We start from the raw sequence: 7770 nt of genomic DNA, 5'->3' as shown, positions 1-7770 counted from the left end.
CGCTGGCGGACCCTTCGTCACACCACCGCCAGCCCACGGCAGATCGGCGACATCGTCCGCGCCGCTCTCCACCTCACCCACTTCGAATACCGATACCTACCGAATCCATGCTGAGATCACGTCAATGTTGATCCGTCAAGGGTGTCGTGACCTTCTGGTGATCGGGAGGCCGTTGGCGGCGGATTCTCGGTGCGCCCGGGTTGCCTCCCCGGCCACCCGGGCACCATCCTGCGTCGGTGGACGTGACAACCGCGATGACCTCGCCGCCACGTACGGTCGCCGAGGCGGAGGCCGTCCAGGACCGGTTGCGACCGCGGGTCGACCTGGTCGGGCCGGGGCCGGCCAAGCCCCGGACGGTGGCGGGCCTCGACGTGGCGTACGCCGAGGACGGTGACCGGCTCGCGGCGGCGGTGGTCGTGCTCGACGCCGCGACCCTGGCGGTCCGGGACGCGGTGGTGCTGCCCGGCCGGGCAGCCTTCGCCTATGTCCCCGGCCTCTTCGCGTTCCGGGAACTGCCGACCCTGCTGGCCGCGCTCGACCGGCTGACCGTCGAGCCGGAACTGCTGGTCTGTGACGGGCACGGGTTGGCGCATCCCCGGCGGTTCGGGCTCGCCTGCCACCTGGGGGTACTGACCGGGCTGCCGGCGATCGGGGTCGGCAAGACCCCGTTGGTCGGCCGCTGGGACGAACCCGGGCACGGTCGCGGCTCCTGGACGGCGCTGGTGGACGGCGTGGACGAGGTGGGGCGGGTGCTGCGTACCCGGGACGGGACCAAACCGGTCTTCGTCTCGGTCGGGCACCGGATGAGTCTGGACAACGCCGCCGCCCAGGTGCTCAACCTGGCCCGCCGGTACCGGCTGCCGGAGACGACCCGGGAGGCGGACCGGCTGTGCCGTACGGAGCTTCGCCGGCTCGGTGGCGGCTGAGCCCCGACGACGGGACTCGGCGCCGGGAGCCGCCATCGGTGGCCGTGGATCCGAACCGGATGTCGGGTCGGGAGTCGGACGATTCGGCCGGCGACGCACGGGGCATGAGAGGAAGGGACGGTGGTCGGCCACCGGTAGCCTGTGCCCGGACCCGAACTGCGACAAGCGAGGTAATCATGTCCCTGCGGCGTGGCATCACCTGGTTCGGAACGCTCTGCGCGGCCGTCGGTGCCACGCTCGCGGCGGGGGCCGTGCCGGCCGCCGCAGCCGGGGAGACGGTCCGGGTCAGCGCGTCCAGCAGCTTCAGCGCCGGCGGCTCACCGGGCGCGGTGTCGGTCAAGGTCTCGATGCGGTCCGGCGAGTGTGTGAACGTACGGACCCGGGTCGGCGTACAGCTGCCGGGGCTGACCCCGGCCCTGGTGCGGATGCACGTCGCGGCGGACGGCGCCTGGCGGCCGGTGCCGGTGAGTCAGGGCGGCGACGGACTTGTCGTCTCCGAGCGCACCGCGCCGGGCCAGGCCGAACTCTGTGCCCGGAAGAGTGTCAGCAGCCGGTACCGGGTCACCATGCTGGCCGGTGCGCCGCCCGGCCGGATGACCGTGCTGGGTGAGGCGTACGCGGTGGGTGGGGGGCTGCTCGGCCAGCACATCGACACCGCCCGGATGACCGGCCGGACCGGGGCGCTCGCGCTGCCGACCCGGTCGACCCCGACCCCGACGCCGGAGGCCACCGAGTCGGCCGAGTCCGACGAGCCGGCGGCGGAGTCCACCCAGGATGTGGCCGCCGGTCTGCCGGCCACGTCGAACGCCGCCGAGAACTCCGGTGGCGGTTTTGGGATCGGGACCCTGGTGATCCTGGTCGGCCTGGTGATGGTCGCGATCGGGATCGCGCTGCTGGTGGTGCTGGTCCGGCGGGGTCGGGCGGACCGGGCCGAGCGGGCCGGCCGGACCGTCGCCCCGGCCCGGGGTGGCCTGCCGCCGGTCGACACCCTGCCGACGGCGCCGATCCAACGGGGGGCCAGCCTGTACGGCGGTACCGGGCGTCCCGGCCCGACCGGCCGTCCGCCGGCCGGTCCCCTCGGTTCCGGGCCGGTTGGCTCCGGTCCGGTCGGCGCGGCACCGATGGGCAACGGCCCGGTGCCCGGCAATCCCGTGCCCGGCGGTCCGGCCGGTGCCGAGCGCACCCTGATCCTGCCGACGAGCGGATACAGCCGGTCCCGCCGGGACAGCCGGTCGACGGCGGGCGCCCCGGTTTCACCGGCACCTGGCACTCCGGTTTCACCTCCGGCTCCGGGCAGCCGGGTAGGGCCGGGTTCGGTCGCGCCGGTGTCGCCCGGCCAGCCGGTGCCGACCCAGTCGGGTGCGGAGCCGACGCAGCGAATCACGCCGGGTGTGGGTGCGGAGCCGACGCAGCGGATCACGCCGGGTGTGGGGGCCGATCCGACGCAGCGGATCACCCCGGCTGTGGACCGGACGCAGCAGATGGCGGCCGGGGACGGGGCGGCCGGTGGGGTCGACGCCACGTTCATCCTGCCCCGTACTCCTCCGCCGCAGGCGTAGGGAGGTATCTCCGCCGCCCGCCGGTACGGCCCCGGCGGGCGGTGCATCGGCATGGGGCGGGTCGGGGCGTTCGGCTCCGATACGCTCAAACCGTTGACCAAGTGGCCGGCTGAGGGGCGAGATCTTGTCTGATTTGTCCGCTATTGTCAAGGCGTACGACGTCCGTGGCACCGTTCCCGAGCAGTGGGACACGCGTGCGGCCGAGGCGTTGGGCGCGGCCTTCGCACAGCTGCTCCGTACCTCCGGGGAACAGCGCGAGACCGTCGTGATCGCCCACGACATGCGGGCGTCCTCGCCCGGGCTGGCCGCCGCCTTTGCCGCCGGGGTCCGGGCCGAGGGGCTCGGCGTGCTCGACGTCGGACTCGGCAGCACCGACCTGCTCTACTACGCCTCGGGCAGCCTGGACCTGCCCGGCGCGATGTTCACCGCCAGCCACAACCCGGCGCAGTACAACGGCATCAAGATGTGCCGGGCCGGTGCGAAACCGATCGGCCAGGACAGCGGACTCGCCGAGCTGCGGGACCGCGCGCAGGCGCTGCTGGACAAGGAGGAAGCCCGGCCCACGCCGCAGGTGCTGCCCCCGCTGGAGCGCCGGGACCTGCTCGCCGCGTACGCCGCCCACCTGCGTACCCTCGTCGACCTCTCCGGGATCCGGCCGCTGAAGGTGGTCATCGACGCCGGCAACGGCATGGGCGGACACACCGTGCCGGCGGTGCTCGGCGACGCGGTCCTGCCGGCCCTGCCGCTGGAGATCGTGCCGCTCTACTTCGAACTCGACGGCTCGTTCCCGAACCACGAGGCGAACCCGCTCGACCCGGCGAACCTGGTCGACCTGCAGGACGCCGTACGCCGGCACAACGCCGACCTCGGGCTGGCCTTCGACGGCGACGCGGACCGCTGCTTCGTGGTCGACGAACGGGGCGAGCCGGTCTCCCCGTCCGCGATCACCGCCCTGGTCGCCGTCTGTGAGCTGGCCAAGCACCCCGGCGCCACGATCATCCACAACCTGATCACGTCCAGCGCCGTGCCGGAGATCGTCCGCGAGCACGGCGGCCAGCCGGTCCGCAGCCGGGTCGGGCACTCGTTCATCAAGGCCGAGATGGCCCGGACCAACGCGGTCTTCGGCGGCGAACACTCGGCGCACTACTACTTCCGCGACTTCTGGTTCGCCGACACCGGCATGCTGGCCGCGATGCACCTGCTGGCCGCCCTCGGCGAGCAGGACGGCCCGCTCTCCGCGCTCGCCGCGGACTACGAACGGTACGTCGCCTCCGGTGAGATCAACTCGACGGTACGGGACCAGCGGGCGAAGCTGGCCGAGGTACGGCAGGCGTACCCGGACGCCGAGACCGACGACCTGGACGGGCTGACCATCCGGTTCCCCGACGGGGCCTGGATCAACCTCCGCCCGTCCAACACCGAACCGCTGCTGCGGCTCAACGTCGAGGCGCCGACCGCGCAGCGGATGGCGACGCTGCGCGACGAGGTGCTCGGGCTGGTCCGTCGATAAGATCCCTCGGGCCGGTTCGGCATGTCACCCGGCCCGCCCACCCACGTGGAAGGAGCCGCGAAGTGGCCCTCGACCCGCAGTTGCTGGAGATTCTGGCCTGCCCGGACACGCACCACGCCCCCCTCGACTACGACGCGTCGGCGCAGACCCTGACCTGCACCGAGTGCGGGCGGATCTTCGAGGTACGGGACGACGTACCGGTGCTGCTCCTGGACGAGGCCCGTGGCGGCCCCGTCGAGCTGCTCGCCGACGAGACCGGCGGACCGGCGGAGCCGCGGTCATGATGATGGACGGCACGGCGGGCCTGCGCGGACGCCCGGTCGCGGACGACACGCTGCTCGACGACGTGGCGGCGCTGAGCGAGAACGACCCGGGCGGCATGCTCCGGCACACCGCCTCGGCCGGCGCCCAGGTCCGGGAGACCGCGGCGCTGACCGCCGAGGCCAACCTCGGGGTCCTCGCCGACGAGGGACGTCCCCGAGCCGTGGTGATCGCCGGCATCGGCACCGCCGCGCGGACCGGTGAGGTGCTCGCCACCGTCGCCGGACCGCGCTGCCCGGTACCGGTGATCCAGCACCGCAGCGCGGGGGTCCCCGGCTGGGTGGGCGCGGCCGACGTGGTCATCGCGGTCAGCGCCTCCGGACGCAGCCCGGAGGCGCTCGGCGCGGCCGAGGCCGCCGCCCGCCGGGGCGCCCGACTGGTCGCCGTCGGCGCCCCGGACTCCCAGCTCCAGTCGGTGGCCGAGGGGGCCCGGGCGCCGTTCGTCCCGGTGCCCCGCCGGGCGCCCGCCCGGGCCAGCCTCTGGGCGCTGACCGTGCCGGTGCTGCTCGCCGGACGCGCGCTCGGCCTGGTGAAGGTCAACGAGGCGGACCTGGCCGAGACGGCGGCCCGGCTGGACGCCGACGCCGACCGCTGCCGGCCCTCCGCCGAGTCGTTCGTCAACCCCGCCAAGTCCCTGGCGCTCGGGCTGGCCGGATCGGTACCGATCGTCTGGGGCTCGTCGCCGCTGGCGACGCTCGCGGCCCGACGGTTCGGTGACACCCTGTCGGCGAACGCCCGGTACCCGGTGGTGGCCGGCGCGCTCGGCGAGGCGGGCCGGGGCCGCGTCGGGCTGCTCGACGGGGTCTTCGGTGGCCTGGCCGAATCGAGCCGGGACATCTTCGCCGACCCTGACGAGGAGTCGACCGGGACACGGCTGCGGCTGGTCCTGCTCCGCGACGGCGGCCTGAACGCCGACGACGACACCGACGAGCCGCTGGTCGTGGAGGAGCGCCGGGCGGACGCGGTGCAGACCCTCGCCGACCGGCGCGGGGTGCGCTGTGACGTGGTCACCGCCGAGGGCGGCTCCACCCTGGAGCGGCTCGCCTCGTTGATCGCGGTACCCGACTTCGCCTCGATCTACCTCGCGCTGGCCCACGGCCTCGACCCGATGGCGGTACCGGCCATCACCGAGATGAAGGAGCTGGCCAACCCGTGACCGAGCAGATCGTCCGGCCCGGCGGCAGAGTGCCCCACCCCGGGGTGTCGTCGTGAGCGCCGGCGGGGGCACCAGGGCCATCGTCGCGGCCCTGCTGGCCAACCTGGGCATCGCCGCGACCAAGTTCGTCGCGTTCGCGCTCAGCGGCTCCTCGTCGATGCTGGCCGAGTCGATCCACTCGGTCGCCGACTCCGGCAACCAGGCGCTGCTGCTGCTCGGCGGGCGTCGGGCCCAGCGCAAGGCGACCCCCGAACACCCCTTCGGGTACGGCCGGGAGCGCTACATCTACGCCTTCATCGTCTCGATCGTGCTGTTCAGCCTCGGTGGCCTGTTCGCGCTCTACGAGGCGTACCACAAGTGGCACGAGCAGATGGACCACCCGGGCGGCATCGAGAGCTGGCGGTGGCTGCCGGTTGTCGTGCTGGTCATCGCGATCGGCCTGGAGTCGTACTCGTTCCGGACCGCGATCAAGGAGTCGAACGCGATCCGGGGCAAGGCCTCCTGGAAGGAGTTCGTCCGCCGGGCCAAGGCACCCGAGCTGCCGGTCGTGCTGCTGGAGGACCTCGGCGCGCTGCTCGGCCTGGTCTTCGCCCTGGTCGGTGTCTCGATGACCCTGGTCACCGACAACGGCTACTGGGACGCGGCCGGCACCGCGGCGATCGGTCTGCTGCTGGTGACGATCGCGATCGTGCTCGCCTTCGAGACCAAGAGCCTGCTGATCGGCGAGGGCGCCAACCCGGAGGACGTGGCGAAGATCGAGCGGGCGATCACCGACGGCGACGAGGTCGAGCGGATCATCCACATGAAGACCCTGCACCTCGGGCCGGAGGAACTGCTGGTCGCGGCGAAGGTCGCGGTGCGGCCGTACGAGACGGCGGCGGACCTCGCCGAGGGGATCAACACGGTCGAGGCGCGGATCCGCAACACGCTGCCGATCGCCCGGGTGATCTACTTGGAGCCGGACATATACCGGAACGCGGAGCAGCCGGCCGACGGGGTTTCGCAGCTCAAGGAGGCATAGAGGGTGGAGCCGCTGCACGGACGGATCCGCGACTACGCGTGGGGGTCGCGGACCGTCCTCGCCGAACTGCAGGGTCGTCCGACGCCGACCGAGGGGCCGGAGGCGGAACTGTGGTTGGGCGCCCACCCGGGCGATCCGAGCACGCTGCTGCGCGGCGACGCGCCGGTCAGCCTCGTCGAGGCGTTCGCCGCCGACCCGGAGCACTGGCTCGGCGCGGACGTGCTCGACCGGTTCGGGCAGCGGCTGCCGTACCTGCTGAAGGTGCTGGCTCCGGAGGCGCCGCTGTCGTTGCAGGCGCATCCGGACGCGGAGCAGGCCCGGGCCGGGTACGCGGCGGAGACGACGGATCCGGAGCTGACCCATCGCAACTACGTCGACCCGTACCACAAGCCGGAGATGCTGGTCGCGGTCTCGCCGTTCCAGGCGCTCTGCGGGTTCCGGGACCCGGCCCGTTCGGCGGAGTTGCTGGAGGCGTTCGGGGTGCCGGCGCTCGCGCCGGTGGTGACCGCGCTGCGCGGCGGGCTCGACGGGTTGCGGGACGCGGTCCGTACCCTGCTCAGCTGGCCCGCCGACGAGCGGGCCGGGCTGGTCGCGGCGGTGGTGGCGGCGGAGGTCCCGCCGGGGTACGCCCCAGCCGCCGACCTGGCCCGCGACCTGGCCGTACGCTATCCGGCCGACCCGGGCGTGCTGGTCGCGTTGCTGCTCAACCACGTCCACCTGGAGCCGGGTGAGGCGATCTGGATGCCGGCCGGCAACCTGCACGCCTACCTGTTCGGCGCCGGGGTGGAAATCCTCGCGTCCAGCGACAACGTGCTGCGTGGCGGGTTGACCCCGAAGCACGTCGACGTGCCGGAGCTGCTCCGGGTGCTGCGTTTCGAGGTGCTCGCCGATCCGGTGGTCAAGCCGGTCCCGGTGGTCCCCGGCGTGGTGACCTGGCCGGTGCCGGTCGACGACTTCGCCCTGCACGGGGTACGCCTCGACGACACCGTCGGGTCGGCGAGCGTCGAGGTCCGTGGGCCCCGGATCGTGCTCTGCCTCGCCGGTGCGGTGACGGTGGCCGACGCGGCCGGGTCGGTGCTGCTCGGGCCGGGGCAGTCGGCGATCGGGCCGGCGGACGGCGGGCCGGTGACGCTGAGCGGTGCGGGTGAGGCGTACGTGGCGTCGGTGGGTTCGCTTCCTCTTCCGGACTGAGGCTTGCGGGGCGTGCCGGGTGGGGGGTGGGGGCGGGGCGGGCGGGGGGCTCTGGGCGGTCAGGCTTGATCCCGTCGCGGGTCACC

General features: G+C 73.5%; 7 protein-coding genes. All 7 read left to right on the top strand.

All coding sequences use genetic code 11. The features are described from left to right. The first annotated feature begins 254 nt into the window (after positions 1-254). The 7 genes from ABGB05_RS23340 (at position 255) to manA (ending at position 7684) form a co-directional block, all read left to right on the top strand. Positions 255-926 carry an endonuclease V gene (locus ABGB05_RS23340; protein WP_347655600.1) on the top strand — a complete coding sequence of 224 codons (672 nt, stop codon included), beginning with the start codon at positions 255-257 and terminating at the stop codon, positions 924-926. Between the two features lie 176 nt (positions 927-1102). Continuing rightward, entirely contained in the window at positions 1103-2485 is a 1383-nt protein-coding gene (locus ABGB05_RS23335) for a hypothetical protein (protein ID WP_347655592.1), read from the top strand. A 124-nt stretch (positions 2486-2609) separates the two neighbouring features. Next, entirely contained in the window at positions 2610-3995 is a 1386-nt protein-coding gene (locus ABGB05_RS23330) for a phosphomannomutase/phosphoglucomutase (protein ID WP_347655591.1), read from the top strand. A 62-nt stretch (positions 3996-4057) separates the two neighbouring features. Beyond that, on the top strand, positions 4058-4279 hold the full coding sequence (locus ABGB05_RS23325; RefSeq protein WP_347655590.1) for a Trm112 family protein: 222 nt from the start codon (positions 4058-4060) through the stop codon (positions 4277-4279). Continuing rightward, positions 4279-5472 carry an SIS domain-containing protein gene (locus ABGB05_RS23320; protein ID WP_347655599.1) on the top strand — a complete coding sequence of 398 codons (1194 nt, stop codon included), beginning with the start codon at positions 4279-4281 and terminating at the stop codon, positions 5470-5472. The genes ABGB05_RS23325 and ABGB05_RS23320 overlap by 1 nt, the downstream gene beginning before the upstream one ends. 52 nt (positions 5473-5524) lie before the next feature. Continuing rightward, the gene (locus tag ABGB05_RS23315) at positions 5525-6493 is read left to right on the top strand and encodes a cation diffusion facilitator family transporter (RefSeq protein WP_347655589.1); all 969 of its coding nucleotides are present in this window, start codon (positions 5525-5527) and stop codon (positions 6491-6493) included. Positions 6494-6496: 3 nt separating this feature from the next. Next, on the top strand, positions 6497-7684 hold the full coding sequence (manA, locus tag ABGB05_RS23310; protein ID WP_347655588.1) for a mannose-6-phosphate isomerase, class I: 1188 nt from the start codon (positions 6497-6499) through the stop codon (positions 7682-7684). Positions 7685-7770: the final 86 nt, after the last annotated feature.

Origin of the sequence: Plantactinospora sp. B5E13, from assembly GCF_039871775.1 — a bacterium.
Taxonomy (GTDB): Bacteria; Actinomycetota; Actinomycetes; order Mycobacteriales; family Micromonosporaceae; genus Plantactinospora.
The sequence above is the reverse complement of the archived record's forward strand: the minus strand, read 5'-3'. Positions and strand labels throughout refer to the sequence as shown.

What these genes read in the sequence shown, in the direction of transcription:
- ABGB05_RS23340 (WP_347655600.1), top strand. Translation starts at nt 255, where the DNA reads ATGACCTCGCCGCCACGTACGGTCGCCGAGGCGGAGGCCGTCCAGGAC.
- ABGB05_RS23335 (WP_347655592.1), top strand. Translation starts at nt 1,103, where the DNA reads ATGTCCCTGCGGCGTGGCATCACCTGGTTCGGAACGCTCTGCGCGGCC.
- ABGB05_RS23320 (WP_347655599.1), top strand. Translation starts at nt 4,279, where the DNA reads ATGATGGACGGCACGGCGGGCCTGCGCGGACGCCCGGTCGCGGACGAC.